The sequence below is a fragment of the Stappia sp. ES.058 genome, assembly GCF_900105595.1.
GTDB lineage: Bacteria > Pseudomonadota > Alphaproteobacteria > Rhizobiales > Stappiaceae > Stappia.
Genome location: NZ_LT629784.1, coordinates 660,587 through 686,425, shown reverse-complemented (window position 1 = coordinate 686,425; position 25,839 = coordinate 660,587). Strand labels below are relative to the sequence as shown.

Annotated in this window: 21 protein-coding genes and 1 pseudogene; 12 read left to right on the top strand and 10 right to left on the bottom strand. The window is 63.0% G+C overall.

All coding sequences use genetic code 11. The features are described from left to right. Positions 1–10: 10 nt before the first annotated feature. The 6 genes from BLU32_RS03215 to BLU32_RS03190 form a co-directional block, all read right to left on the bottom strand. Positions 11–1,633: a GMC family oxidoreductase gene (locus BLU32_RS03215; protein ID WP_093804960.1), complete on the bottom strand. Its 1,623-nt coding sequence runs from the start codon at positions 1,631–1,633 to the stop codon at positions 11–13. 7 nt (positions 1,634–1,640) lie between these two features. Continuing rightward, entirely contained in the window at positions 1,641–2,498 is an 858-nt protein-coding gene (locus BLU32_RS03210) for an ABC transporter permease (protein ID WP_093804959.1), read from the bottom strand. A gap of 11 nt (positions 2,499–2,509) precedes the next feature. Next, positions 2,510–3,379, bottom strand: coding sequence for an ABC transporter permease (locus BLU32_RS03205; RefSeq protein ID WP_093804958.1), 870 nt, complete (start codon positions 3,377–3,379; stop codon positions 2,510–2,512). Beyond that, positions 3,379–4,494 (bottom strand): ABC transporter ATP-binding protein, encoded by a 1,116-nt coding sequence (locus tag BLU32_RS03200; protein ID WP_093804957.1) that lies wholly within the window; start codon positions 4,492–4,494, stop codon positions 3,379–3,381. The genes BLU32_RS03205 and BLU32_RS03200 overlap by 1 nt, the downstream gene beginning before the upstream one ends. Positions 4,495–4,679: 185 nt before the next feature. Then, a complete protein-coding gene (locus BLU32_RS03195; RefSeq protein ID WP_093804956.1) occupies positions 4,680–5,756 on the bottom strand; it encodes an extracellular solute-binding protein in 1,077 nt (358 codons plus the stop codon). A 116-nt stretch (positions 5,757–5,872) separates the two neighbouring features. Continuing rightward, complete coding sequence (locus BLU32_RS03190) at positions 5,873–7,363, bottom strand: PLP-dependent aminotransferase family protein (RefSeq protein WP_093804955.1); 1,491 nt, start codon at positions 7,361–7,363, stop codon at positions 5,873–5,875. Positions 7,364–7,501: 138 nt separating this feature from the next. Here BLU32_RS03190 and BLU32_RS03185 point away from each other — a divergent pair, with 138 nt between their 5' ends. Further along, positions 7,502–8,614: a mandelate racemase/muconate lactonizing enzyme family protein gene (locus BLU32_RS03185; RefSeq protein ID WP_093804954.1), complete on the top strand. Its 1,113-nt coding sequence runs from the start codon at positions 7,502–7,504 to the stop codon at positions 8,612–8,614. After that, on the top strand, positions 8,611–10,119 hold the full coding sequence (locus tag BLU32_RS03180) for an aldehyde dehydrogenase family protein (RefSeq protein ID WP_093804953.1): 1,509 nt from the start codon (positions 8,611–8,613) through the stop codon (positions 10,117–10,119). The genes BLU32_RS03185 and BLU32_RS03180 overlap by 4 nt, the downstream gene beginning before the upstream one ends. 55 nt (positions 10,120–10,174) lie before the next feature. Here BLU32_RS03180 and BLU32_RS03175 read toward each other — a convergent pair whose 3' ends face one another. Beyond that, positions 10,175–11,131, bottom strand: a complete 957-nt coding sequence (locus BLU32_RS03175) for a Gfo/Idh/MocA family protein (protein ID WP_093804952.1) — start codon at positions 11,129–11,131, stop codon at positions 10,175–10,177. Positions 11,132–11,398: 267 nt separating this feature from the next. On the opposite strand from BLU32_RS03175, the pseudogene istB reads away from it, so the two are divergent. Then, positions 11,399–11,988: pseudogene (gene istB / locus BLU32_RS03170) on the top strand (IS21-like element helper ATPase IstB); the annotation flags it as partial. Positions 11,989–12,041: 53 nt separating this feature from the next. Here istB and BLU32_RS03165 read toward each other — a convergent pair. Genes BLU32_RS03165 through BLU32_RS03155 form a run of 3 tightly spaced genes read right to left on the bottom strand, consistent with a single transcriptional unit; the run spans position 12,042 to position 14,473 of the window. After that, a complete protein-coding gene (locus tag BLU32_RS03165; protein ID WP_093804951.1) occupies positions 12,042–13,259 on the bottom strand; it encodes a CaiB/BaiF CoA-transferase family protein in 1,218 nt (405 codons plus the stop codon). Further along, the gene (locus BLU32_RS03160; protein ID WP_208976966.1) at positions 13,256–13,684 is read right to left on the bottom strand and encodes a PaaI family thioesterase; all 429 of its coding nucleotides are present in this window, start codon (positions 13,682–13,684) and stop codon (positions 13,256–13,258) included. The genes BLU32_RS03165 and BLU32_RS03160 overlap by 4 nt, the downstream gene beginning before the upstream one ends. A 3-nt stretch (positions 13,685–13,687) precedes the next feature. Beyond that, positions 13,688–14,473, bottom strand: a complete 786-nt coding sequence (locus BLU32_RS03155) for an IclR family transcriptional regulator (RefSeq protein ID WP_093804950.1) — start codon at positions 14,471–14,473, stop codon at positions 13,688–13,690. 148 nt (positions 14,474–14,621) lie between these two features. On the opposite strand from BLU32_RS03155, the gene BLU32_RS03150 reads away from it, so the two are divergent. The 9 genes from BLU32_RS03150 (at position 14,622) to BLU32_RS03110 (ending at position 25,638) form a co-directional block, all read left to right on the top strand. Continuing rightward, complete coding sequence (locus BLU32_RS03150) at positions 14,622–16,181, top strand: acyl-CoA synthetase (RefSeq protein ID WP_093804949.1); 1,560 nt, start codon at positions 14,622–14,624, stop codon at positions 16,179–16,181. Positions 16,182–16,220: 39 nt separating this feature from the next. Continuing rightward, the gene (locus tag BLU32_RS03145) at positions 16,221–17,360 is read left to right on the top strand and encodes a MaoC family dehydratase N-terminal domain-containing protein (RefSeq protein WP_093804948.1); all 1,140 of its coding nucleotides are present in this window, start codon (positions 16,221–16,223) and stop codon (positions 17,358–17,360) included. A gap of 35 nt (positions 17,361–17,395) precedes the next feature. Then, positions 17,396–17,881 carry a TRAP transporter small permease gene (locus BLU32_RS03140; protein WP_093804947.1) on the top strand — a complete coding sequence of 162 codons (486 nt, stop codon included), beginning with the start codon at positions 17,396–17,398 and terminating at the stop codon, positions 17,879–17,881. Between the two features lie 25 nt (positions 17,882–17,906). Further along, a complete protein-coding gene (gene dctP / locus BLU32_RS03135) occupies positions 17,907–18,905 on the top strand; it encodes a TRAP transporter substrate-binding protein DctP (RefSeq protein WP_093804946.1) in 999 nt (332 codons plus the stop codon). Between the two features lie 78 nt (positions 18,906–18,983). Next, on the top strand, positions 18,984–20,273 hold the full coding sequence (locus BLU32_RS03130; RefSeq protein WP_093804945.1) for a TRAP transporter large permease: 1,290 nt from the start codon (positions 18,984–18,986) through the stop codon (positions 20,271–20,273). Between the two features lie 94 nt (positions 20,274–20,367). Beyond that, the gene (locus BLU32_RS03125) at positions 20,368–21,975 is read left to right on the top strand and encodes a carboxyl transferase domain-containing protein (protein WP_093804944.1); all 1,608 of its coding nucleotides are present in this window, start codon (positions 20,368–20,370) and stop codon (positions 21,973–21,975) included. A gap of 2 nt (positions 21,976–21,977) precedes the next feature. Further along, the gene (locus BLU32_RS03120; protein WP_093810514.1) at positions 21,978–23,972 is read left to right on the top strand and encodes an acetyl/propionyl/methylcrotonyl-CoA carboxylase subunit alpha; all 1,995 of its coding nucleotides are present in this window, start codon (positions 21,978–21,980) and stop codon (positions 23,970–23,972) included. Beyond that, entirely contained in the window at positions 23,969–24,844 is an 876-nt protein-coding gene (locus BLU32_RS03115) for a hydroxymethylglutaryl-CoA lyase (RefSeq protein ID WP_093804943.1), read from the top strand. The genes BLU32_RS03120 and BLU32_RS03115 overlap by 4 nt, the downstream gene beginning before the upstream one ends. Further along, positions 24,841–25,638, top strand: a complete 798-nt coding sequence (locus tag BLU32_RS03110) for a crotonase/enoyl-CoA hydratase family protein (protein WP_093804942.1) — start codon at positions 24,841–24,843, stop codon at positions 25,636–25,638. The genes BLU32_RS03115 and BLU32_RS03110 overlap by 4 nt, the downstream gene beginning before the upstream one ends. The last annotated feature ends 201 nt before the right edge of the window (positions 25,639–25,839 follow it).

Below are 25,839 nucleotides of genomic sequence, written 5' to 3'. Positions count from 1 at the left end.
ACGGCCTTTCTCAGGCGTTCGAATGATCGGCGAGGATCAGGTCCGCACCCTTTTCGCCGACCATGATCGCCGGGGCGTTGGTGTTGCCGGAGGTCACGGTTGGAAAGATCGAGGCGTCGACGACCCGCAAGCCCTCCACCCCGTAGACCCTGAGCCTTGCATCGACGACGTCAGCGGCCGGATCGGGGCCCATCCGGCAGGTGCTGACGGGATGAAACACGGTGGAACAGCGGTTGCGCACATCCTCCAGCATCTGCTCGTCGCCTTGCACCAGCGGACCAGGCACGATCTCCGTGTCGATCACCGATTGCAGCGCGGGCGTTGCAGCGATCTTGCGCAAGAGCTTGCAGCCTTCGACCATCTCAGTCAGGTCCTGATTGGTGCTGAGAGAGTTGGGATGGATTTCGGGTGCGGCATGCGGATCGGCACTGCGCAGGCAGATGTGCCCCCGGCTTGTCGGACGGGTCGGCTGCATGCCGAGCAGGAAGCCCGGAAACGGATCCGGGTTCATCAGCGGACGCTTGCCCTTCGGCGCCTTGGTATAGCTCACGGGAGAGAAATATAGCTGCATGTTGGGACGCGGCGCGTCGGGGTTGCTGCGCACGAAACCGCCGGCCTGGTTGACGCCGAGCGACAACGGCCCGCGCCGGGTCGCGACATAGCGGATGCCCTGCAGAAGCTTCCCCCACCAAGGATAAAGCTGGTTGTTGAGCGTCGGAACCCTGGAGCGGTAAAGATAGTCGAGTCCGAGGTGATCCTGCAGGTTATGGCCGACCCCCGGCCGGTCCTCGATCACCGCAATCCCCTTGGCGCGCAGATGCTCGGCGCGGCCGATCCCCGAGAGCATCAGGATCTGCGGCGAGTTGACCGCGCCGGCACTCAGAATCACCTCGCGGCGCGCACGCACCGTCTTCTCGACGCCGCCTTGAACGTAAACCACCCCGACCGCGCGACGTCCCTCCATCAGGAGGCGGCTGGTATAGGCCCGGGTCCTGACCTCAAGGTTTGCGCGCTTGCGCGCGGGCGCGAGATAGGCCCGTGCGGTCGACATGCGAAAGCCGCCCTTCGCCGTGTTCTGGTAAATCCCGACGCCCTCCTGATCCGCGCCGTTGAAATCGGCGTTGTAGGCAAACCCCGCCTGCCGCCCGGCCTCCAGGAAGACATCGCACAGCGGATGAAGGTCGCGGCGCATGGTCGCGACATTCAAGGGACCGTCCGACCCGCGATGGTCGTCGCCGCCGGCGTCGTTGGTTTCCGCGCGCCTGAAACAGGGCAGGACATCCTCCCAGCCCCAGCCGGGATTGCCCATCGCTTTCCAGTCCTCGAAATCGGCATGCTGGCCGCGAATATAGACCATGGCGTTGATCGAACTGGATCCGCCGAGCACCTTGCCACGCGGCCAGTATCCACTGCGGTTGTTCAGCCCGGGATCCGGTTCGGTCGCGTACATCCAGTTGATCGAGGCGTTGTAAAATGCCTTGCCGTAGCCGATCGGCATCCAGATCCAGACGTTCCTGTCCGAACCGCCCGCCTCCAGCAGGCAGACGGAGTACCGCCCGCTTTCGCTCAGCCGCGCGGCAAGGGGCGCGCCGGCGGAGCCCGCACCGACGACAACGAAATCGAACTCAGCCATGGAAATCCTACCGAACGCTCTTGTCACGCTGGACAGCGATCGTGACCAGCGCCAGCAGTCCCGAGCCGACCATCAACAGGAAGGAAACGGCATTGAGGACCGGCGTGGACCCGACCTTGGCCATGCGATCGTACATGGTGATTGTCAGCGGCGCTTCGGAGCCGACGAGAAACAACGTCGTGTTGAAATTCTCGAAAGACACCAGGAACGCGACGATTCCGGCGGCGATCATCGCGGGCCGCAGGAACGGCAGCGTAACGGTGCGCAGCACACGGGCGCGCGTCGCCCCCAGGTTGAGCGCGGCCTCCTCCATGGTCTCGTCGAACTTCTTCAGCCGCGCGGTGATCACCAGCGAGGTGATCGTGGTGATGAAGGAGAACTGACCGAGCACCACGAGAAAGATGCCCGGGCGCAGGAAATCCAGATCGATGTCCAGGCCGCGATCGAAGTAATTCGCGATGTCGCTCGCCATCACCAGGATGGAAATGCCGAGGATCACGCCGGGAATGACGAGCGGGATCACCATCACGATGTAGAGCGCGTTCTTGAAGCGAAACTGGCCGCGCACGAAGAGGAAGGCATTGGTCGTGCCGACGAAGACCGAAAGCGTCGAGACGAAGATCGCGATCACGAAGGAATAGTACAGCCCGCGCAACAGCCGGCGGTCGTGGAACATGCCGAGCTTGGGCTCGGTGTCGTTGAAGAACCAGTCGAGCGTGAAGCCCTGCCACGGAAGGGCGGGAAACAGACTGTCGTTGAAGGCGAAGGCGCCCGCCGCCACCAGCGGCGCAGCAAGGAACAGAAAGAACGCCAGGACGTAGGCGCGGTAGCCCCAGACGAGGGGCGCGGGTGCGGATCTTGCCATCGTGCTCCTCCTCAGCTCTTTGCGACGGTGTTGGCGAGCGTCTGGCCGCTGAGCTTCAGCCCGAGCCAGATCACGATCGAGGTGAAGGCCAAAAGCAGGAAGCCGAAGGCCGCGCCCGACTCCCAGTTGAAGCGGGTGATGAACTGGTCGTAGATCTGCTCCGTGAACCAGCTGGAGTTCTTTCCACCCAGAAGGACCGGGGTCAGGTAGGATCCGGCCGTGAGCATGAACACCACGATGCAGCCCGACACGATGCCCGGCATCGCGTAGGGAACGATGATCCGCCTGAGCACCGTGAACCCGCTGCCGCCGAGATTGTAACCCGCCTCCACGAGACTTTCGTCCATGCCGTCGAGTGTGGAAACGAGCGGCACGATCATGAACAGGATCACCGTGTAGACGAGGCCGATGATCACCGTCACGTCGTTGTAGAGGAATTCAATCGGTCCCGAGATCACCCCGCTCCACTGCAGGAAGGTCGAGACCACCCCGGTCTCGCGCAGCAGCAGGATCCAGCCGAAGGCGCGGATCAGATCGCTCACCCACAGCGGGATCAGGCACAGCAGGAACAGCGCGCCGCGCGTCCGGTTTCCGGCGATCTTGGCGATGTAATAGGCGATCGGGAAACCGATCAGCAGCGCCAGCGCCGTCACCAGCAGCGACATCGAGCCGGTGCGCAGCAGCGTGTTCCAGTAGATCGGCTCATTGATGAAATCGATGTAGTTGCCAAAGCCGAACTCATAGACGCGTGGCGCCACCTTCTCGCGCAGCGACAACGCCACCATGCCGATGTGCGGTACGACGATCAGCAGCGCGATCCACATCACGAAAGGCGCGAAGAGCAGGATCAGGGTGAGACGTCGGACATCCTTTTGGACCATTACGCGGCCCCGCTTCGCGGGAAGCACATGGCGTGTTGTGCCGACCAGGACAGGCGCACCGCCTCGCCGGCGGACAGATCGCCGTCACCGGTCAGCGTAACGTCGGCCTCGATCAACTGACCGGTCTCGTTGCGCACGAGCACCCGGCTGTTGGCGCCATTGAAGAGCAGGCTGTCAACGACGCCGTCCATGTGATTGTCGCCCTGCTCAGTGGCCGCATCGGCTGCGCGCACCGTGTTGATGAACTCCGGACGCACGAAGATCTCGACCGCGTCGCCCTCGGCGATGCGCGTGTCGCCGCCGGCGGTGAAGCTCATTGCCAGGCCCTGCTCCGTCGCCACCTTGCCCCCGGTGCCGTCGCTCGCCGTGACCTTGCCGGACCAGCGATTGCTGTCGCCGACGAAGCCGGCGACGAAGGCGGTGTTGGGCCGGTGGTAGAGCGCCTGCGGCGTGCCGATCTGCTCGAAGTTGCCGTCGTTCATGATCGCGACGTGATCGGACATCACCAGCGCTTCGGACTGGTCGTGGGTGATGTAGATGAAGGTGGTATTGAACTGGTGCTGAAGCAGTTTCAGCTCGATCTTCATCGCCTCGCGCAGCTTCAGATCGAGCGCGCCAAGCGGTTCGTCGAGCAACAGAACGTCGGGATCGAGCACCATGCAGCGCGCGATGGCGATGCGCTGCTTCTGACCGCCGGACAACTGGTGGATCTCGCGGTTTCCAACGTCGGGAAGGGCAATGCGCTCCAGCACATCCTGTACGCGGCGCTTGATCTCTTCCTTCTCGGCACCGCGACAGCGAAGCCCGTAAGCGATGTTTTCATGGACATTCATCATCGGAAACAACGCCAGATGCTGAAACACCATCTTGACGTTCCGCCTGTTGGGCGGCGTGCCGAGCACCGACTTGCCCTTGATGCGGATATCTCCGCCGCTCGGTTCCTCGAAACCGGCGATCATGCGCATCAAGGTGGTCTTGCCGCAGCCTGACGGACCGAGAATGGAGAAAAACGAACCGCTCGGAATGTTGAAGGAGACATCCTTCACCGCGCGAACGGATCCGAAGGACTTGGAAATGCCGTGGCATTCAAGGTCGTAGGCCGGAGTTTCGGTCATGAATTACGCCAACTGGAATACATGCAGACAAACAGCGCCGGACAACAATGCGCCTGCGCCGTCGAGGAGCCTCACGTTCCGAACGCGGATCGGAGACTTCACCCTGTTGAGGCCATAAACCTGGCCGGGGCGCATGCACTAAAGCACACGCGCCCCGCAAGGTCAGGGTCGGTCCGAGGCGGCAATCAGCCGCCGGTTGCCGCCTTGATCTTCTCAAGCGTCTTGCCTTCCATGTCCTCCACACCGGGAGGAATGTTGGCGAAGAACTTCAGGTTGTCGATGTCCGCGTCGGTGAAGGAGGCATTCACGGCCGCCTTCTTGTCTTCCGGCAGAAGATCCTTCGCACCCTTCACCGAGGCGATGGCGCCGGTGCTGGCGGACATGATCGTCACGTTTTCCGGACGCAGCACGAAGTTGATCCACTTGTAGGCGGCATCGTCGGCCTCGCCCTTGCGCGGGATCGTGAAGGTGTCGATCCAGGCAAGCGCACCCGTCTCCGGCGGAATGAAGACGATGTTCTTGTTCTGGTCGAACAGCTTGTAGGCGGTGGAATCCCAGGTCTCGGACGCCACGATCTCGCCGGAAAGCATCATTGCCGAAAGGTCGTCGCCGCCCTTCCAGTAGGCCTTGATGTTCGCCTTGCACTCGATCAGCGTGTCGGCGACCTTGTCGAGGATCTGCTGATACTTGTCGAGATCCGAATAGGCCGCGAAGGGATCCTCGCCCATGGCGAAGGCCGTGCCGAGCAGGATCGTGCGCTTCAGGCGCATCGAGGTCTTGCCCTTGTAGGCCGGATCGCAAAGATCGTCCCAGCCGGCGAAGTCGGGGGCCTTGGTCACGTCGGCCATCAGGCCGGAGGTGCCCCACTGATGCGGCACGGCATAGACTTCGCCGTCGATCGTGGTGTTGGCCTTCACGCCGTCGAGCAGCGAGGGCTGCATCACGTCGGTGTCGATCTTCGACAGGTCGAGCGGCTTGTAGATGTCGTATTCGAGCTGGGCCGCATAGATGCGGTCATGGCTCGGCTGGGCAAGATCGAACCCGGCACCGCCGGTGGCGCGCAGCTTGGCGATCATCTCTTCATTGTTGGAGAAGGTCACCTCGACGTCGATGTCGGGATATTCCTCTTCGAACTTCTGAACCAGTTCCTCGGGCGCGTAGGAACCCCAGGTCAGAATCCGCAAGGTTTCCGCCTGTGCGGTGCCGGCGGCGACCAGCATGGTCGCGGCCAGCAAGCTGGCGATGGTTGTCTTGGTGCGCATCAGTACCTCCCTATAACGCAGTCAACACGATCGAAATGACATGAGCGACATGACAGTATCGTGAAAAATTCTAAGTCCCGATTGGACTGCAAAATATATCCATTCCCGATATTGTGTCAGTCCAATTTGCCCTGCGGCGAAACAATCTTGCGGACGACCGCAATGCCCTTTCGGATTTCCTCCGGTGTCACGCTGCCAAATCCGAGAACCACCCCCTGTTGCGGGAGCGGCGAGAGAGCATAGCGGCCCAGCGAAGAGATGACGACATTTTCCGCGCGCAGCTTCGACACGATCCCGGCTTCCGTCAAGTCATCCGACAGAAACCCTACGGCATGAAACCCGCTTCCCGTCGATTGCAGGTCGATGCGCCCGCGCAAGGATGCGGCCGCATCGATCAGCGCATCGTGCCGGGTCTTGTAGAGCTGGCGCATGGTCCGGATATGCGTGGCGAACAGGCCCTCGTCCATGAAATCGGCGACAATCGCCTGGGTCACAGTGGGAGCGCCGCTCAGCCAGGCCTCCCAGATGCGCTCGCAGGCGGACACCAGGCCGCGCGGCGCCAGCACAAACCCCAGCCTGAGGCTTGGAAACAGCGACTTGGAAAACGTTCCGACATAAATCACCCGGCCTTGGGTATCGATGCTCTTGAGGGTCGGCGGCGGCTGGTCGCCGTAATAGAACTCGCCGTCATAATCGTCCTCGACGATCATCGCATCGGCGTCGTTGGCCGCCTGGAGCAGCGCCAGCCGGCGCTCCAGGCTCATGACGTGGCCGAGCGGCTGCTGGTGCGACGGCGTCACGAAGGCGAGCCGGAAATGCGGCGCGCGCTCCAGTCCTTCCTCGACGCACAAGCCGTCCTCGTCGACGCCGATGGGCGCAAGCTTGGCGCCATTGGCGACAAAGGCATTGCGCGCGCCGATCGCGCCGGGGTTCTCGAACCACACCGTCTCGCCCGGATTGACCAGCATCGCGCTGATCAGCGAAAAGCCCTGCTGCGCGCCGTTGACGATGAAGACCTGATCGGGATCGCAGGTGATCCCGCGCGACGCGTTGAGCTGCCGGGCAATGGCGGCGCGCAGACGCGGATAACCGAAAGGTTCCCCGTAACCGGTGACGTGATCGCGTTCGCCGCGCCAGTGCCGGGCCGAAAGCCGGGCCCATTGCGCCATGGGAAAGGCGTCGAGCGCCGGAAGCGCCGTGGCGAAAGCCAGCGACTTGTGCGGCAGCCGGCTGCGCGGCGCGAATTCCGGTGCGGCATGGATTGCGGAACGCGACAGGCGCGGCCGCGCGAAACGCCCCTCCGGCCCGCTGTTTCCGTTCGCGGAGGCATCCGGCACCTTGAGCGCATCGCTCACAAAGGTTCCCGCACCGACCCGCGCCTCCAGCAGCCCCTCGGACACAAGGCGATCGACCGCATCGATCACCGTCGTGCGCGACACGCCGACCTCCTGCGCCAGCGTACGCGTCGCCGGCAACCGGTCCCCCGGCGCAAGTCCGCCCGACAGGAGAAGCTCGCGCAAGGCCATGTAGAGCTGCACGGAAATGCGCCGGTCCGACGTCTTGTCGATCCGGATCGAGGACAGCATCATTCCGGCGTGTCGCTTCATGCTGCCCTTCCGACCGTCTGCATTGGTATGGAAATTTCCGCAAAACGGACCTTAATTCAAGTCCAATTCCGACTAGGTTGACCGAAACGGTTTGACCCGTGGCCGCCAAGGCGGCCGCGCATGAGGAATGTGACTTCGATGAAAATCAGGGCAATCGAGACCTTCACGACGCAGTTCGTCTGTTTCGTGCGGGTCACCGCAGAGGACGGCGCACAAGGCTGGGGACAGGTTGCACCCTATTTCGCCGATATCACCGCCGAAGTGCTGCATCGGCAAGTCGCACCCTATGCGCTCGGACAGAATGCCTTCGACATCGCCCATTTGATGGACATCATCCCCGACCGTGAGCACAAATTCCCCGGGGCCTATCTTCGCCGCGCCATGGGCGGGCTCGACACCGCGCTGTTCGACCTGCGCGGACGCCTGGAAGAAAAGCCGGTCTGTGAACTTCTTGGCGGAACGCCGGGCCGGGTGCGCGCCTACGGGTCCTCGATGAAGCGCGACATCACGCCGAGGGACGAGGCGGAACGCCTGAAGCGCCTTCAGGACCGCCACGGCTTCACCGCCTTCAAGTTCCGCATCGGCGCCGAATGCGGCCGCGACCGGGACGAATGGCCCGGCCGCACCGAGGACATCGTGCCGACCATGCGCGCGGCCTTCGGCGACGACACGGCGCTTCTGGTCGACGCCAACTCCTGCTATGCGCCGAAAAAGGCGATCGAGATGGGTCGGTTCCTGCAGGACAACGGCATTTCGCATTACGAGGAACCCTGCCCCTACTGGCACTACGACCAGACGAAACAGGTGAGCGATGCGCTCGATATCGACGTCACCGGCGGTGAGCAGGACTGTTCGCTGGTGGACTGGAAACGCATGATCGATGGGCGGATCGTCGATGTCATCCAGCCGGACATCTGCTACCTTGGCGGCATGGTCCGCACCCTGCAGGTGGCAAAGATGGCCGAAGACGCCGGCCTTCCCTGCACGCCCCATGCGGCCAACATGTCGATGGTCACGCTCTTCACCATGCATTTGCTGCGCGCGATCCCGAACGCCGGCAAATATCTCGAGTTTTCCATCGAGGGCGCGGATTACTACCCCTGGCAGGAGGGGCTTTTCGCCTCCTCGCCCTACACGATCGATGATGGCCACGCCACGGTGACCGATGCGCCCGGATGGGGTGTCGAGGTCAATCCCGAGTGGCTTGCGAAATCGACCTACAAGATCAGCACGCAGGACACACACGCATGAACATTTCCAGCCAGACAGCCGAAGCCGATCTCGTCGCGCACGCTCTTCGCACAGGAACGCTTGCCGGACTGCCGGACGGCCATTTCATCGGCGGCGGCTTCGTTCGCCCGGCGCACAACCGGCGCATGGAAAGCTTCGATCCGGGCCGTGCCGAGGCCTTTGCCGAGTTCGTGGCCGGAACCGCGGACGATGTCCACGATGCGGTGACCAGCGCCCGCCGCGCTTTCGAGGCCGTGTGGCGCGACACGCTCCCGGTCGAGCGCGCCCGCATCCTCATGCGCGCCGCGCAGCTCATCCTGACAAACCTCGAAAGGCTTGCGGTCGCGGAAACGCTCGACAGCGGCAAGCCGATTTCCGAGGCGCGCGGCGATGTGCGCGGTGCGGCCCGGACGTTCGAATATTACGCCGGCGCCTGCGACAAGCTGGAAGGCGCAAGCTTCCCGCTCGGCCCCGACTATCTCGCCTATTCCCTCCACGAGCCCATTGGCGTGACCGCCCATATCATCCCGTGGAACTTCCCGATCTCCACGGCCGCGCGCGGTTTCGCGCCAGCGCTTGCCGCCGGCTGCGCCATCGTCGCGAAACCGGCCGAGCAGACCCCCTTCACGGCCCTGATGCTGGCCGAACTCCTGTCGAAGGCCGGGTTGCCGGACGGCGTGTGCAACGTCGTCACCGGAACCGGCGCGGAGGTCGGCGCGCCGCTGACGCAACACGCCGGCATCGACCACATCACCTTCACCGGCTCCGTCGCCACCGGCCGCAAGGTGATGAAGGCCGCCGCCGACGACATCACCCGCGTCGTGCTCGAACTTGGCGGCAAGTCGCCGGTGGTCGTGCTGAAGGATTGCGACCGCGAGCAGGCACTTTCCGGCGTTCTCGGCGCGATCTACGAAAACGCGGGGCAGATCTGCTCGGCCGGGTCACGGTTGATCGTCGAGCGTTCGATCCAGGACGAGTTCCTTGCAGCACTTGCCGAACGCGCAAAGGCTCTGACCCTCGGCCACGGCCTGCGCGGCGCGGATGTCGGGCCGGTCAATTCCGCCGAACAGCTCGACAAGATCTCGGGCTTCGTGGCCCGCGCACGCCAGACCGGCGCCGAGATCGTGGCCGGCGGCAACGCAGCCAGCGATCCGGAAACCGGCAAGGGCTGGTTCTACGAGCCGACAATCGTTGCCAATCTCTCCGCGCGCGACGAGATCGTGCAGGAAGAGGTGTTCGGCCCCGTTCTCGCCGTCCAGGGCGCGGAGGACGCGGACCATGCGCTGGCGCTTGCCAACGACACCCAGTACGGCCTTGTCGCCGGCGTCTACACCAAGGATCTGGGCACCGCGCACCGGCTGGCGCGGCGCATCGACGCCGGACAGGTCTTCATCAACGAGTATTTCGCCGGCGGCATCGAGGTGCCTTTCGGCGGCAACAAGAAGTCCGGCTTCGGTCGCGAGAAGGGGCTTGAGGGCCTCAAGAGCTACTGCAAGACCAAGAGCGTTGCCGCCCGCATCGCCTGACGGCGGTTTTCGGGACGGCAGGCTCCGACCTGCCCTCCCGGTTTGCCGATCGCGCTCACGATGCCAGCATCGTCTCCACCAGCTTCTGCACGGCAAGCGCCTCGGCGGGTGTGGCGAGGCGGTTGGGCTTGCCGTCGATCAGCAGCAGGAGATCGTCGAGCTGCGCCTTGAGGCTCGCGGCGCGCGGATCGGCGGGGCGCTCACGCACCTCCACAAACTCTCCGCCATCGGAACGGGCATCGACGTAGAAATCCGTGATCCGCCGGCTCGTCTTGGTGCCCTTGACTGTGAACTCCTGACGGTCGGGCTGCGCGCCGCCGACGCTCGCCAGGATGGAGACCGGCAGACCCTCCGCCGTCTCCAGACGCGCGAGCAGCTGCGTTTCGCAAAGCGCCGGATCCTGCGGGTAGCTAGGCTTGGCCCAGACAACCTCCAGCGGCCCCAGGACGCGGCTTGTGAAGAACAGGAAGTGCGAGAGCACCTCGCGCGTCATCCCGCCCTCGGCGCGAAACCGCAGCCAGTCCGCAGCCACCTGCCAGGCGCGCGGCCAGGCGGGATAGGTGAGGACAACATCGACACCGACGAGATCCCCCATCTCGCCGGCCTTCGCCGCACGCGACACGTCGGTTAAAGCCGCGCCGGCGGCCTGGGTAAAATTGACCGCCGCCGGCACGCCGGAAGCTTCCAGCCGGGCCACCAGATCCTCGCTCTCCGCGACATCGACGCCGAGCGGCTTTTCCAGAAACACCGCCTTGCCGGCGCCTGCCGCGGCCAGCGCATAGGTCTTGCGCGGCTCCGGCGGGCAAGCGAGATAGACGAGATCCGCCGCCGCGATGGCCGCGTCGGGACCGTCGGTCACGGTCGCGCCCGGCGCCAGCTTCGCCGCCGCGGCACAGGCCTCACGGCTCGGATCCCAGAGCGCAACGACATCGTAGCCTGCGTGACGGCCCATGTGCTCCAGCATGCGCTGGCCCATGATGCCAAGGCCGATCACTGCTGTTTTCACGCCCATGCGTTTGTCCTTTTCAAGAAAATGCCGCCGCGACCTCAAAGAGCGCAAGCCTGTTCTGGCACGCGCGCAGATCGTTGTCCAAACGCTCTCGCTGCCCCCGAGGTCAGGATACGCCGCTGCGCGGACGGCCCTTTGATTCCGGCGGCGATTGTGGAGCGCGGGCAGTCATGTAGCAAGTCACGCGACCGTTTTCGGCGGACATGACGCATGTCGCAGGATCCAATCGGCGACACGCGCGGGTCCGGGATCCGTGCAAGCGACACATGAGACCGCCGCAAGGTCAAACGCCGCGTCAAAGCGGCGAAATTCCCCGTCGTCAAAAGCCTCGACGGCTTCGACTTCGACGCCGTTCCCAAGCCGAACAGGATGCAGGTGCCTGAACCGGCCCGTTGTGAATGGATCGAGCGCCGCGAGAACATCATGGCTCTTGGGCCGAGCGGCACGGGCAAGACGCACATCGCCCACAGTCTTGGCCTGGCCGCATGCCAGGAGCGCTTGTCCGTCGGTTTCACGACTGCCGCCGCACTGGTCAATCAGATGATGGAGGCCCGGAACGAACGGCGTCTGCTCCGTTTCCAGAAGCAGATGGCCGCCTGCAAGCTGCTCATCATCGACGAGCCGAGCTTCGTTACCGCTGTCAAAGACTTGGGCGGAATTGCTGATCGAGCTGATCTCGCAACGCTGCGAACGCGGAGCGACCCTGATCACCAGCAATCTTCCCGTTGAAAGAATGGATGAAAACCCTGGGATCTGAACGTCTGCCCGGCGCGCTGCCGGACCGCGTCACCCACCACGTCAATATCCTCGTGATGAATGGTGACAGCTACCGCCTCGTACGAAAACGAAAACGAACCGCCCGGTTCCTGTTCGGCTTCAACAGCCGGCTTTCTCCTGGCAATGCCCGTTTCGGCTACTGTTTCACCACACCCTTGGCGACCAGTTCTTGGATATCGGACGAGGTGATGCCCAACTGGCTGGACAGGACCTCGACCGTGTTCTCCCCCAGCATCGCCGGCGGGGAGGCTTTGGCCGGGCCGACATTGTCAAACCGGATCGGCCCACGCACGAGCCTCATATCGCCCACTTCTGGATGTGTCACCGTTTCGACAAGCCCTTGCCTGACCACATGATCTTGCTCAAGTGCCTCGCCGATAGAGAGGATCGGGGCACTGGGAACATCAAAACAGTCAAGCCGGTCAAGCCAATAGGCCGTGGTTCCTTGGGTCATGCGCGCATGAATGATGGGGTGCAGCGCGTCGCGATTGGCCAGTCGCGCCTCGTAAAGCGCAAACCGTGGATCTTCGATCAGGTCCTCACGGTCCAGACTGCGGGCGAAATTGTGCCAGAACCGCTCGGTCAGGCAGGCCACGATGACATGACCGTCCGAGGTTGGGAACGATCCATACGGCACGATGCTGGGGTGCTGGGTGCCGACCGGCTCCGGGCTTTGGCCGGTAACGAAATAGATCTGGGACAAATATCCCTGCAAGGCGATCAGACTGTCGAGCATCGCGACTTCCACATGGCGTCCTTTGCCTGTGGCGTTGCGCTCGTGCAAGGCGGCCAGAAGGCCGAACATCGAAAAAATGCTGCCGGCCATGTCGCCCAGCGGAATGCCCAGCTTGTTCGGAGCCTGCCCGGGTTCGCAGTTCACGCTCATAACGCCGGAAAGCGCCTGGGCCACGATGTCGAAGGCGGGTTTGTCGCTGAGAGGACTGTCATGTCCAAATCCCGTGATCGAGCAATAGATCAGGCGCTCGTTTTCGCTTGCCAGGGCCTGATAGCCCAATCCCAGCCGGTCCATAACGCCGGGGCGGAAGTTTTCCAGCACGATGTCGCTCTTTTTGGCGAGATCCCGCGCGATCTGCGCGCCTTCGGGGGACTTGAGGTTCAGGGCAATGCTCTTCTTGCTTCGATTGAGCGCGATATAATAATGGCTGAGTTTGCCTTGAAACGGCGGAAAGTTACGCGTCTCGTCGCCGTCTTCAATCGGCTCCACCTTGATGACCTCCGCACCGAGGTCGGCCAGCACCATGCTGGCGTACGGCCCTGACAGGATCCTGGAAAAATCCAGCACCTTGATTCCGCTCAGCGGGCCTTTGCGTTGGGTCGTCTTGGGATCCGTCATTTGGGTTGCCCGGCCTGTATTGAGATTTTCATGATGGCTGATGCGCTTGCGATCAGTCCGGTGGCACCGGATATTTCGGCGTCGACGAATACGAGGGATCGGGTCGCATGGCGGACCGCCGCGCGAGCCTCCAGAAAGTCGCCCGACCTGGCCGCGCCCAGAAACCGTGTGTCCATCTGGACGGTCACGGTCGGCCGCCGGTCGGCCGCGTTCCATGCGACGATTGCCAACACCTGATCCAGCAGGCTGGTCAGCACCCCGCCGTGCACAAGGCCGACGTGATTGGTGTGGTTCTCGGTGGTTTGCAGCCCATAGGTGTTCTTGTCTTCATGCCGGGTGGATCGGAGCAAAGGCCCGATCAGTTCCATGAAGCCCGCGGCCTTGACGGGCTTCCATCCCTCCGGCGCAACTGCCTGTATCGTCACGTTCTAGCTCCCTGCTTCGATTTGCAGACCCTCGATGTTGTCGCGGATCGTCTGCATGGCCTTTGCCAGTTTCGGGATTTCCTTGTTCTTCAGCCGCTCCGAGATGCCGATGGCGACGATGGACCGGAACATCGCGCCGTTGCCGCCGAAGACGGGAACCGCAACGACCGTTACGCCCGAGATGTAGGTGCCCTGATCGACGGCATAGCCCCGTTCGCGGGCTTCGCGGACCTCCGCCATCCACGCATCAAACGCCGGTGGGTAATCCCAGACGAGTTTGTCGAACCCCGTTCTGAGGGCCGTTTCGTCCTGCAGATTGAAGGCCGCGAACAGGCGACCCGTCGCGCTGATCAGAGCGGGAAAGCGGCTTCCCAGGTCGACCTGCAGGCGGAATGGCAAGTTGGATTGCGACAGGGCGACGACGATCATCTGGCTGGGTTCGGCCAGTTGCGTCGCGATGCCGGTGACCCCGAACTTCTGCGACAGCTCCGACAGTTTCGGCTGGACCAGGGTCGAGAATGTGTTGCGCTGCAGAGCCGATCTGGCGAGCGGCAGAATGCCGATCCCGATGGAGTATCGCTTCGTCTTCGCATCGAAGTCCACCAGCCCCTCGTCTTGCAGGACGCGCAGGATGTGCAGGCAGGTGCTGGGCACCAGATCGAGCGCACGCGCTATCGGGTTGACCCCGACCGGCTCGGACGATCGCGCAAGGAACCTCATTATCGCCAAGGCTCTCGAGACGGCCGGAACCTGCCGTTTCGTCGATGGTGGTGTCTGGTCTGTCGTCATTTCTCGCCTCGGCAATGCTGATCAGTTATTGCCTATATACAATAAGAATAGCGTATTGACAATATTTGTCCGTAATCCCTACTGTTGTCAACGAACGCGACGATCACAGTGCGGCGCGCTGAATACGAAAGACTGGGAGACAGACCGGATGACCCGCCTGACGGATTTCACGTCATACGCAGACGCACAAAAGCACTATTCGAAGGCGGGCCTGTGGGAGCTGTTCGACGGCACCCGGGAGCGGTTCAACATCGCCCATGAATGCATCGACCGGCATGTCGACGGCGACACCGTGGCCATCAGGGTCGCTCATGCGGACGGCGCCGACGAGGTCATCACGTTCGAGGAAATCTCACGCCGGTCATCGCAGATCGCTCACTTCCTCACGGAAAATGGAGTGAGCAAGGGTGATCGCGTCGCCGTGATGATCGATCCGTCGCTGCCCTTCTATTGCGCCCTGTTCGGCGTGATCAAGGCCGGAGCGGTCGCAGTGCCGATGTTCTCGCTGTTCGGGCCGGACGGCATCCGGCTGCGCGTGGGCGATTGCCAGCCGAAGGTGTTTTTCACCAATCCCGAAAAGGCACCGGAGGCGATCGAGGGAAGCGCAAAGAATGTCATCGTGGTCGACCAGGACTTCCTGGACGGGCTGAATGATTTGCCCGCGACCTTCGACTGGACCACATCGGGGAGCGATCTGGCGGTCCTGCAATACACGTCCGGAACGACCCGCGCGCTTCCGGCAGCGGTGCAGCACAGCCACCAGTCGATTGTCACGCTGATGGTCGCCGCGCTCTATGCCACGGGCATTCGCCCCGGCGATCGCTTCTTCTGTCCTTCCTCGCCGGCATGGGGTCACGGATTGTGGCACGGCACGCTTGCGCCGCTGGCAATGGGTGTCTCCACCGGCACGTTCAGCGGCAAGTTCGATCCGGTTCGCCTGCTCAAGGCCTTGCACGACTTCAAGATTACGAACCTGACCGCCGCCGCCACGCATTACCGGATGATGCGCAACTCCGGCGAGGCGAAGAATTTCACCTACTGTTTCGACAAGCTGTCCTTCACCGGTGAGCCCATCGATTCCGAGACTGCCGCTTATGTGGAGCGTGTCTTCGGCACCAAGGTCCGCTCGATGTACGGCACCACCGAAATCGGCGTGATCATCGCCAACTATCCCGGGGCCAAGGATCTCGAGGTGCGCGACGGAGCCATGGGCAAGGCCGTGCCCGGCGTCGAGGTCGAGGTTCAGCGCGATGACGGAACCCCGGCTGCGCCGGGCGAGACCGGCGAACTGATGGTGAAGAAGCGCGGAGAATGGTTCCCCACCAAGGATTTGGGCCTCGTTGACGCGGACGGCTATTTCTACCACGGCGGCCGCGCGGATGACGTGATCATCTCGGCTGGCTGGACGATCGGCGCGGTCGAGGTCGAAGACGCGCTGCTCAGCCACCCCGCCGTCGCCGAATGCGGCGTTATCGGTGCGCCCGACGCACTGCGCGGGCTGGTGGTCAAGGCCTTCATCATTCTCAAGGCCAAGGAAACCGATGGCCTCGTCGAGGACATCCAGAACCACGTGCGAGCCCGCCTCGCGCGCCATGAGTATCCCCGCCAGATCGAGTTTGTGACCGAACTGCCGAAAACCCCGGCAGGCAAGGTCAACCGGAAAATCCTGCGCGATCGGCAAGCCAAGAAATCCGAAGCCGCGGAATGATCCGTGCGCCCCGAGAAATGTTTCAAGGAGAAAACGAAGATGAACGAGATGACGCACAAGAAATTCCCCAAGATCACGCAAGAGGGTCTTGATGACCTGCGTCAGCGGGTCGGCGTGAAAATCGAGAAAACTGTCGAGCCCTGGTGCTATGAGGCGACCCGCGACAATATCCGCCACTACGCGCACGGGATCGGCGACGACAATCCGCTTTGGTGCGATCCGGACTACGCCAAGACCACCAAGTATGGCGACGTGATCGCGCTGCCCAGCTTCCTGTTTGCCACCAACCGCATCATCTCGGGCTATGTCGGCGGCCTTCCGGGCGTGCATGCCATGTGGTCCGGTGCCAACTGGAACTGGCACAAGACCATCACCCGCAACATGGAATTCCGCACCGAGGCGGTTCTCAAGGACCTGATCGAGCACGACACCCGCTTCGCGGGCCGCGCCGTGCAGCAGATTTACCACGTGGACTTCTATGACACCAAGACCGGCGATCTGGTGGCTGATGCCGACAGCTGGTGTTTCCGCACCGACCGGGATCAGGCGCGCGAAAACGGCACCAAATACACCGAGGCCAAGGAGAAGGGCCGCCGGGTCTGGACCGAAGAAGAGCTGAACGAATATTACAAGCACTATGCGCAGGAAGAGATCCGCGGCGCCAAGACCCGCTACTGGGATGACGTGGTCGAGGGCGAGGAACTGCCCACGATGGTCAAGGGACCGATGACCGCCACCGGCTTCATCGCCTACGCGCAGGGCTGGGGCGGGCTCTACATCCGCGCCAACAAGCTGGCCTGGCAGCTTCAGCAGAAGCACCCCAGCGCCGGTCCGAAGAACCGCTACGGCATTCCCGATTGTCCCGAGCGCGTCCACTGGGAAGAAGAGTTCGCGCTGGAGGTCGGCGCGCCCGGTGCCTACGACTACGGTCCCGAGCGGACCTCGTGGCTCACGCATCAGATCACCAACTGGATGGGCGACGACGGCTTCCTGCGGCAGTCGAAGTGTCAGGTGCGCCGACACAATCCTGAAGGCGACATCATCCTGATCAACGGCACCGTCACGCGGAAGTTCGAGGAAAACGGCCGCTACCTGCTGGAAATCCAGCAGCGCGCCGAACAACAGGATGGCGAATTGTCCGCCATGGGCTCGGCCATTGTCGAACTGCCCAAGCGGTAAGACGGATCGTCGCGACGCGAAGTGAGGCAAGGCTGATGCTTGAAAAGGTTCTGAGCAAACTGGAGGACATCCTGCATCTCGCCGGGTGCCTCTGCCTTGTCTGCGTGGCAGGGCTGATCAACGCCGACATTCTGCTTCGGCTCTTCGCGAACCGGCCGGTGCAGATACAGTTCGAGCTGACCGAACTGTATCTCATGCCTGCGCTTGCCACATTGTCGCTGTCGCGAGTCTTTCGCGACGGCGGCCACCTGGCGCTGGAATTCACGCCCAAGGATCTGCCGGGTGTGCTCGGGCGCGTGATTTCCCTTTTGCGCCTGTTGTTGCCGGCGGCCTTTTTTACCGCCGTCACTTTCATGTCCGGAAAATTTGCCTTCGAAGCCATAGCCCACGGGGATGTGGAATACGGAGTGATCGACTGGCCGCTTGGGTGGGCCTATGCCGTCATCCCCTTGGGATGCGGCGTTTTGGTCTTGCGGCTGCTGCACGATGCGCTGATCGGGCGCGCCGTCGCGGAAACCTGACAATAATATAACTGGAGGAAAAAACATGAAAACCGCAAACGCCATGATTGCCGCCGCTGCGTTCCTGACATTCGGCTCGGTTGCCGCACAGTCCGAGACGTTGCGCCTCGGCGATTTCCAATCGACAAGCCATATCGTCTCGATCGAAGGCACGACAAAATGGATGGCCGCCGTGGAAGAGGCCACAGATGGCGCCATCACGTTCGAGCATTTCCCCTCTCAGCAGGCCGCCAAGTCCAAGGCGCAGCTTGACGCGGTGAACAACGGCATTCTCGATGCGGCGCTCTTGGGCACGCCCTATCACGCCGATGTGCTGCCGCTGAACTCGGTGGTCGCATTGCCGGGTTTCTACAGCTCGGCCGAACAAGGCACCACGGCGCTGCAATCCATGCTGAAGGAGGGGCCGCTGCGCGATGAGATCCTCGCTGCTGGCGTCACGCCGATTTTCGGGTTTGTGTTGCCGCCCTACCAGGTGCTGGCCAAGACGCGGCTCGGCATGCCCGCCGACTGGGATGCGCAGGACATTCGCACCTCCGGCTCGACGCAGGCGATGACCGCGCGCGCGCTTGGCGGGGTCGGCATCTCGATCCCCGGGCCGGAAGTCTATACAGCCGTCGAACGCGGCCGTCTTGATGCGGTGCTGTTTCCGCTGGCCTCGGTTCCCGGTTACAAGCTGAACGAGGTGGTCAGCCACATCTCGACCAATGGTTCGTTTGGCGGCTACAGCTTCGTCATGGTGATCCGCAGCGATCTGTTCGACGGTCTGCCGGCAGAGACCCAGGCCGAGTTGCTCCGTCTCGGCGGAGAAACCGCGTTGCATGTGGCACAGGCACAGGACGCGTCCGTCGCCGGGCTGATCGACGAATGGAAGGCTGAAGGCATCGACGTCTACAGCTTCACCGACGAAGAGCTGACGGCTGTCAACGACAAGCTGGGTGCTGTCAGCGTCGACTGGGCGGAGCGGATCGACAACGAGCAGGCGCAAGCGGTGCTTGAGTCCTATCGCGCACTAACCAGCCAGTAAGACCCCGATCAACACTGTCTTGGAGGCAGCCGCCCGACGCGGCGGCTGCCTTGCACCGATAAAGCGCGCGGGCCACCGATGCTGACCTTTCTCGCCATCCTCATTCTACTGGCTGTCCTGATGACGTTCAGGGTCCCCATCGCTTTTGCCATGGGGATTGCCGGAACTCTCGGCCTTGCGGCGCAACTTGGAATGCGCCCGGCTCTCGCGGTTCTGGAGCGGACCTTCTTCGACACCTCCGCCTCCTTTATCCTCGTCGCTATTCCCCTGTTTATTCTCATGGCCGAATTGCTGACGGCCGGCGATGTCACCCGCCGCGCGATTATCGCCTGCCAGGCGTGGATCGGCCACGTCAAGGGCGGGCTGGCCATGGCGACCGTGGCTGCCTCCGTCATTCTCGCAGCGCTGGTCGGGAGCTCCACCGCGTCGACCGCCGCCATGGCCGCTTCAGCCTTTCCCGAGATGCGGGCGCACCGGTATTCCGATCGCCTCGCGGCTGCGGTGGTCAGTGTCGGCGGAACGCTGGCCGTGGTCGTGCCGCCCTCCATCGTTCTGGTGGTCTATGGCGTGTTGACGGAGACCTCGATTGGCAAGCTGTTCATCGCGGGGATCATTCCCGGGCTCCTGACTGCCTCCGGCCTCGCCGTGGTCATCAAGATCATCGCCCACACCACCGACCAGGCGCCCAAAGGCGAACCGTTCGTCCTGAAGACAGCGGTCAAGCAAAGCCGACACGTCATTCCGATGGTGCTGCTGATGGTGGCGGTGATCGGCGCAATCTACGGCGGCATCGCCTCCCCTTCCGAGGCTGCAGCCCTTGGGGTCATGGGCTCCCTGACGATCGTCCTGATGCAACGCACGCTGACGTTCGTCCAGTTCAACAAATCGGTCAGCGGTGCGATCCGGGCCACCGTGATGATCATCGCCATCGTCGCCTGCTCGGCGATCTTCTCGAACTACCTGGCCTTCACCCGCATCACCCACGCCATGCTGGATTTCGTCGCGACAACCGAGATGCGCCGCGAAGTCATCATGGGAATCATCATCCTTGTGTTGCTGGTCATGGGCATGTTCATGGACCAGCTCGCGATCCTGTCGCTCGCCATGCCGCTGGCCTTCCCCACCGCCATGGCGCTCGACTACGATGCGGTGTGGTTCGGCATCGTCGTCACCAAGACGGTCGAGATCGGTCTGCTGACACCGCCGCTCGGGCTCAACGCCTACGTCGCCTCGGCGCAGACCCGCGTGCCGCTTGGCACGATCTTCCGCGGGATCCTGCCCTTTCTCGGCATGGAGATCATCGTGTTGATCCTGCTGCTGTCCTTTCCGCAGATCACGCTTTTCCTGCCCGACCTGATGACCCGCTAGCGCCGGAACCATTCGCCTTGTCGCGTCGATCCTTGACCCCTTCGCGGAAAGGGACGGGAGAGCTGCGCGCCGAATACACGGAGACTGAAAGAAGATGGGCATACTGCAAAGCGGCCTTGGCCCCAATTCCCCGGGCTTTGCCGAAAATGCCGTTGCGATGGAGGCGCACTATGCGCATGTGGCCGAAGCAGCAGCACGCATCCTGCAGAGCGGCTCGGAAGCCTCGCGCAAACGTCACGTCTCGCGCGGCAAACTCCTGCCGCGTGACCGGATCTCGGGCCTTCTGGATCCCGGATCGCCGTTTCTGGAGGTCGGGCTGTTCGCGGCGACGGGGATGTATGGCGACGAAGTGCCTTCGGCGGGGGCAGTCGCCGGGATCGGCCGGGTCGAGGGCCGCGACTGCATGATCCTGTGCAACGACGCGACGGTCAAAGGCGGCACCTATTTTCCGATCACGGTGAAAAAGCATTTGCGCGCGCAAGAGATCGCCGAGGAGAACCACCTTCCCTGCATCTACCTCGTGGACAGCGGCGGCGCCAATCTCAACAATCAGGACGAGGTCTTCCCGGATCGCGACCACTTCGGACGGATCTTCTACAACCAGGCGCGCATGTCTGCGAAGGGGATCGCCCAGATCGCCGTGGTGATGGGCTCCTGTACCGCGGGCGGTGCCTATGTGCCCGCGATGAGCGACCAGACCATCATCGTGCGCGAACAGGGCACGATCTTCCTCGCCGGTCCGCCGTTGGTGAAGGTCGCGACGGGAGAGATCGTCGATGCCGAAACCCTGGGCGGGGGCGACACGCATACGCGCCTCTCCGGCGTGGCGGATTACCTTGCCGACGATGACAAACACGCCCTTGCGCTGGCGCGCGAGATCATCAGCCATCTCGGCCCGGCCCCTCGGCCCAGTGTCGATTTCAAGGAACCGAAAGAGCCCCTGTTCGCACCCGAAGAAATCATGGGCATCGTTCCCGCCAACGACAAGACGCCCTATGACGCCCGCGAGCTGATCGCCCGGATGGTCGACGGCTCGGACTTTGCCGAGTTCAAGCCGCGCTACGGCACCACGCTCGTCACCGGCTTTGCCCATATCGACGGAGTGCCGGTGGGGATCGTCGCCAACAATGGCGTGCTGTTTTCGGAAAGCTCGACCAAGGGCGCGCATTTCATCGAGCTGTGCTGCCAGCGCAAGATCCCCTTGCTGTTTCTGCAAAACATCACCGGTTTCATGGTCGGGTCCAAATACGAGGCGGGCGGGATTGCCAAGGACGGCGCAAAGCTGGTGACAGCGGTCTCCACGGCTTCGGTGCCCAAGGTCACGGTGATCGTGGGCGGATCTTACGGCGCGGGCAATTACGGAATGTGCGGTCGCGCCTTCGGGCCGCGCTTCGTTTGGATGTGGCCGAACGCGAGGATCGCGGTGATGGGTGGCGCGCAAGCCTCCGGCGTGCTGGCGGACGTGCGCCGTACCGCGATCGAGGCCAAGGGCGGCACATGGTCGACCGAGGAAGAAGCGCAATTCAAGCAACCCACGCTGGATCTCTTCGACCGCCAGTCGAGGCCGATCTACGGGTCGGCCCGGCTTTGGGATGACGGGATCATCGACCCGCGCAAAACCCGCGACGTGGTCGCCCTGTCGTTGCGCGCGGCGCTGAACGCGCCCATCGAAGACACGAAATTCGGCCTCTTCAGGATGTGATGATGACCAAGACCTTCGCCAAGATACTGATCGCCAATCGTGGCGAAATCGCCTGCCGGGTCATCCGCACCGCCCGCCGCATGGGAATAGCGACTGTTGCTGTGTACTCCGATGCCGATGCCGGAGCGCTGCATGTGACCATGGCCGATGAGGCGGTGCATATCGGCCCCTCGCCGGCTTTGGAAAGCTATCTGCGCGCGGATCGCATCGTCGATGCGGCGATCGCGACCGGATCGCAGGCCATCCATCCAGGCTATGGCTTCCTGTCGGAAAACCCCGCCTTTGTCGATGCGGTGGAGGCAGCGGGGCTGACCTTTGTAGGCCCTTCGGCTGCTGCGATCCGCGCGATGGGCCTGAAGGACGCGGCCAAGGATTTGATGGCCAAGGCCGGGGTGCCGGTGGTTCCAGGATATCAGGGCGCCAATCAGGACGCGGAGTTTCTGGCGCGCGAAGCAGTGAAAATCGGCTATCCCGTGCTGATCAAGGCCCGCGCCGGTGGCGGTGGCAAGGGGATGCGCAAGGTCGATAATGCAGCGGATTTCGCCGAGGCGCTGGCCTCGGCGCAGCGCGAGGGACAGGCGTCCTTCGGTGATCCCCATGTGCTGATTGAAAAGTTCATCACATCGCCGCGTCACATCGAAGTGCAGGTCTTCGGCGACAACCACGGTGGCGCGGTGCATCTGTTCGAGCGCGACTGTTCGCTGCAGCGTCGCCACCAGAAAGTCATCGAGGAGGCGCCCGCCCCCGGCATGACAGACGCCGTGCGCGACGCCATGACCCATGCGGCAGTGACGGCCGCCAAAGCGATCGGCTACAGTGGCGCGGGCACAATCGAGTTCATCGCGGACGGATCCGGCCCGCTTCGCGCGGACGGCTTCTGGTTCATGGAAATGAACACGCGCCTTCAGGTCGAGCATCCCGTAACCGAGGCAATCACCGGCGTCGATCTGGTCGAATGGCAGTTGCGCGTCGCAGCAGGCGCGCCGCTTCCGCTAGCCCAGGAACAACTCGCGATTTCCGGGCACGCCTTTGAAGCCCGGCTCTACGCGGAAGATCCCGCCAAGGGGTTTTTGCCCGCCACAGGCATTCTCGAGCACCTGTCGTTCAGCGACGCGGCGCGCAACGATACAGGCGTGCGCAGCGGGGACACCATCAGCCCGTATTACGACCCGATGATCGCCAAGGTGATCAGCCATGGTCCGGATCGCGACAGCGCCCGCCATGCGCTGCTGCAGGCTTTGCGCAAAACCCATGTGGTGGGCACGGCGACCAATGCCGAGTTTCTGGCCGCGCTGACCGACCACCCTGGATTTGCGGCCGGAGATTTCGACACCGGGCTGATCGCGCGCGACCTCGACGATCTGATTGTCGAAACGGCACCAAGCAGCGCGCATGTAGCCTTCGCAGCCCTTGCGGCGCTCAAGATCGACCCGAAATCCCGGCATCTGGGATGGCGGCTTTGGGGCCAGGCCGAGCACCGGTTGACCTTCGTGCAAGACGGAACACCGCTTTCCTGTCGGCTTGTGCTGAACCTGGATGGGTCCGTCAGCCTTCTTCGCGACGAGGAAGAGGTTTTTGTCCTGAAGGACCTGTCGATTGACGGCTCCCGAATGACCGCCCGTACGGGCCAAACGAATGCGCTAATCGAAGCGACGGTGCGTCTCGCCGAGCAGAGCGCCGGGCTCTTGATTTCTGTCCTGACGGAAGAGGCCGTGCGCGATCTCTTCCTGCCGGATCCCCGCGCTGGCAGCGCCGCGTTGATCGATGCCAGCGACAGCGTGATGGCGCCCATGACGGGCATGATCATCACGCTCGACGTCGCCGTTGGCGATCATGTCAGCGAAGGGGCGCGGTTGGGCATGATGGAAGCCATGAAGATGGAAACAGCTTTTCTCGCCCCGCGGGCCGGAACCGTGGCCGAGGTGCTGTGCGCCGCGGGCGATGCCGTCGAAGGTGGAGCAATACTGGTCAATCTCGAAACGGAAGCGACCTCATGACCGAAAAAGTCCGGATCTTCGAGGTCGGCCCGCGCGACGGGTTGCAGAACGAAAAGGCGCTGATTCCGACGCAGGACAAGATCGCCCTGATCGACCTCCTGTCCGCCGCAGGCTTTGACCGGATCGAAGCCACCAGCTTTGTCTCTCCCAAATGGGTGCCGCAACTGGCCGACGCGGGTGATGTCATGGCCGGCATCGCCCGCGCCGCCGACGTGCGATATGCTGTGCTGACCCCGAACCTGAAGGGGTTTGAGCGGGCGCTGGCGGCCGGGGCGGACGAAGTCGCTGTTTTTGCTTCGGCGTCCGAGGCCTTCAGCCAGAAGAACATCAACTGCTCGGTTGGCGAAAGCCTGACACGTTTTGCGCCCTTGATGCAGGCCGCGCGAACGGCCGGACTGCCGGTGCGGGGCTATGTGTCCTGCGCGGTGGAATGCCCGTATACCGGCACGGTGGACCCGGTCGCCGTCCGCGATGTGGCCATCGCCCTGGACGAAATGGGCTGTTACGAAATCTCCCTTGCCGACACGATCGGCCGCGCGGCGCCAGAGGCCACCCGTACCATGCTTGACGCTGTCACTGACGTCGTCCCGCCCGAGCGGCTTGCGGGGCATTTTCACGATACCGGCGGACAGGCGCTTCGAAACGTTGCCGTTGCACTGGAGATGGGTCTGCGCTCGTTCGACAGCGCGGTCGGGGGACTGGGCGGATGTCCCTATGCGCCGGGCGCCAAGGGCAATCTTTCAACCACGTCCCTTGTCGCTTTCCTGGAAGAGCGCGGCTTTCAAACCGGGATCGACCGCAATCTGCTGGCGCAGGCCGAAGCGATGGTGGCCTCCCTGGCGGCGCACAAAAATGAAAAGGCAACGACATGAACTTCGACACGATCCGCCTGACCAAGGACGCGCGTGGTGTCACCGACGTTGTCCTGAACCGCCCCGAAAAACACAATGCCATGAACGCGCAGATGATTTCCGAGCTGAGCGATGCAGCCAATGCGCTTGCAGCCGACCAAGCGGTTCGCGCGGTTGTCTTGCGGGCGGACGGGCCGAGTTTTTGCGCGGGCGGCGATTTGGGATGGATGCGCGAACAGGCGGAAAAAGACCGCGCCGGCAAAATACAGGAAGCCGGAGCCCTGGCCGCAATGCTGGGTCTTTGGAATGTCCTGCCGAAGCCTGTTGTCGGTCGCGTTCACGGCGCGGCTTACGGCGGTGGATTGGGCTTGCTTGCGATCTGCGATGTGGTGGTGGCCGAGGAGACCACGCGCTTTGCCTTGACCGAAACCCGGCTGGGTCTGATACCCGCAACCATTGGTCCGTTTGTCGTCAGGCGCATGGGCGAAGCCTTTGCGCGGCAGGTGTTTTTCACGGCCAGGCCATTTGATGCGGCCTTCTTGATGCGCGCGGGCCTTGTTGCCCGTTCATGCAAGGCCGGGGATCTCGATGCCGCCGTCGAAAACGAAATCCTGGCGATCCTGAAGTGCGCGCCCGGTGCGGTCGCACGGGCCAAGACCCTGTGCCGCACACTGGCCGGAAGTGACCCTGTGAACGATGCGGAGTATTCCGCCAACATGCTCGCGGATTGCTGGGAAACCGAGGAAACCCGGGAAGGCATTTCTGCTTTTTTCGCGAAAACCACACCGTCATGGCGTCAGTCGGACCAAGGGTAAGCATCGCCCACACAACGCCAAAGCCGAACAGGCGGCGCTCTCGAAGTCCGTGAGAGCGGCTTGCGCTTTGTTTTGAAAACCCCAGGGCAGGTTGAAAGCCGCTGCTCGGCGATCATGCCGATATGCCCAGGGTCGACTGTGCGCCTCAGACGCTGAACCAGTGAACGGAAAAACCAAGACGATCGCAGCGGACGACAGGCT

Coding starts and splice junctions, on each gene's coding strand:
- BLU32_RS03215 (WP_093804960.1), bottom strand. CDS start 1,633: ATGGCTGAGTTCGATTTCGTTGTCGTCGGTGCGGGCTCCGCCGGCGCG.
- BLU32_RS03210 (WP_093804959.1), bottom strand. CDS start 2,498: ATGGCAAGATCCGCACCCGCGCCCCTCGTCTGGGGCTACCGCGCCTAC.
- BLU32_RS03205 (WP_093804958.1), bottom strand. CDS start 3,379: ATGGTCCAAAAGGATGTCCGACGTCTCACCCTGATCCTGCTCTTCGCG.
- BLU32_RS03200 (WP_093804957.1), bottom strand. CDS start 4,494: ATGACCGAAACTCCGGCCTACGACCTTGAATGCCACGGCATTTCCAAG.
- BLU32_RS03195 (WP_093804956.1), bottom strand. CDS start 5,756: ATGCGCACCAAGACAACCATCGCCAGCTTGCTGGCCGCGACCATGCTG.
- BLU32_RS03190 (WP_093804955.1), bottom strand. CDS start 7,363: ATGAAGCGACACGCCGGAATGATGCTGTCCTCGATCCGGATCGACAAG.
- BLU32_RS03185 (WP_093804954.1), top strand. CDS start 7,502: ATGAAAATCAGGGCAATCGAGACCTTCACGACGCAGTTCGTCTGTTTC.
- BLU32_RS03180 (WP_093804953.1), top strand. CDS start 8,611: ATGAACATTTCCAGCCAGACAGCCGAAGCCGATCTCGTCGCGCACGCT.
- BLU32_RS03175 (WP_093804952.1), bottom strand. CDS start 11,131: ATGGGCGTGAAAACAGCAGTGATCGGCCTTGGCATCATGGGCCAGCGC.
- BLU32_RS03165 (WP_093804951.1), bottom strand. CDS start 13,259: ATGACGGATCCCAAGACGACCCAACGCAAAGGCCCGCTGAGCGGAATC.
- BLU32_RS03155 (WP_093804950.1), bottom strand. CDS start 14,473: ATGACGACAGACCAGACACCACCATCGACGAAACGGCAGGTTCCGGCC.
- BLU32_RS03150 (WP_093804949.1), top strand. CDS start 14,622: ATGACCCGCCTGACGGATTTCACGTCATACGCAGACGCACAAAAGCAC.
- BLU32_RS03145 (WP_093804948.1), top strand. CDS start 16,221: ATGAACGAGATGACGCACAAGAAATTCCCCAAGATCACGCAAGAGGGT.
- BLU32_RS03140 (WP_093804947.1), top strand. CDS start 17,396: ATGCTTGAAAAGGTTCTGAGCAAACTGGAGGACATCCTGCATCTCGCC.
- dctP (WP_093804946.1), top strand. CDS start 17,907: ATGAAAACCGCAAACGCCATGATTGCCGCCGCTGCGTTCCTGACATTC.
- BLU32_RS03130 (WP_093804945.1), top strand. CDS start 18,984: ATGCTGACCTTTCTCGCCATCCTCATTCTACTGGCTGTCCTGATGACG.
- BLU32_RS03125 (WP_093804944.1), top strand. CDS start 20,368: ATGGGCATACTGCAAAGCGGCCTTGGCCCCAATTCCCCGGGCTTTGCC.
- BLU32_RS03120 (WP_093810514.1), top strand. CDS start 21,978: ATGACCAAGACCTTCGCCAAGATACTGATCGCCAATCGTGGCGAAATC.
- BLU32_RS03115 (WP_093804943.1), top strand. CDS start 23,969: ATGACCGAAAAAGTCCGGATCTTCGAGGTCGGCCCGCGCGACGGGTTG.
- BLU32_RS03110 (WP_093804942.1), top strand. CDS start 24,841: ATGAACTTCGACACGATCCGCCTGACCAAGGACGCGCGTGGTGTCACC.